General features: G+C 33.6%; 1 protein-coding gene. It reads right to left on the bottom strand.

Annotated elements, in window-relative coordinates; genetic code table 11:
* Positions 1 to 383, bottom strand: a 383-nt coding sequence (locus PVK63_RS19910) for a hypothetical protein (RefSeq protein WP_274440984.1), incomplete at its 3' end; no start/stop codon positions are given.
* Positions 384 to 550: the final 167 nt, after the last annotated feature.

The raw sequence follows: 550 nt of genomic DNA, 5'->3' as shown, positions 1-550 counted from the left end.
AATAAGTAACTAGGTAGCCAATCAATGAAGTTTTTTAATGAAAAGCCTTCTATAACTGATAAATCATAGCCCATTGCGACACCACTGAGTGATAGCATACCTATTAAAAAGAAAATTGCTCCAAATCCAGCTTCAAATAAAACAGACCACTTACCTTTATATCTAGCCATTCTATCTTGATGGAATCTAATTCTTTTTTTATATGCTAACATTGCATACATAAGAAACAGAAATAAGAATAAAACTGTAGCGACCTCAGCAGAATACTTTGTAAACTGTAAAGATGTAACTGTGAATCCAATAGCTAAAGTACCCACAACTTCATTCGCGTACGTATACCATCCTTTTAATTCATTTTCAGAGAGTTGTTGAGGAGTATTCATTTTAGAACCTTTTTAAAAATACCATATTACAATCTACCGACTATTTTCATTCACATAACGCCTGCATAACACGTTTGCTGCCATGCAGATTAAGCTCAAATTTACCACTTAACACGGTAAACTAAAAGAAACCTAGAATGCCGAATGTAGCAAATCGTGTTGATGCA

It is taken from the genome of Aliivibrio sp. S2TY2 (assembly GCF_028765525.1).
Taxonomy (GTDB): domain Bacteria; phylum Pseudomonadota; class Gammaproteobacteria; order Enterobacterales; family Vibrionaceae; genus Aliivibrio; species Aliivibrio finisterrensis_A.
Note: the sequence above shows the minus strand (reverse complement) of the source record. Positions and strands in the feature narration are given on the sequence as shown.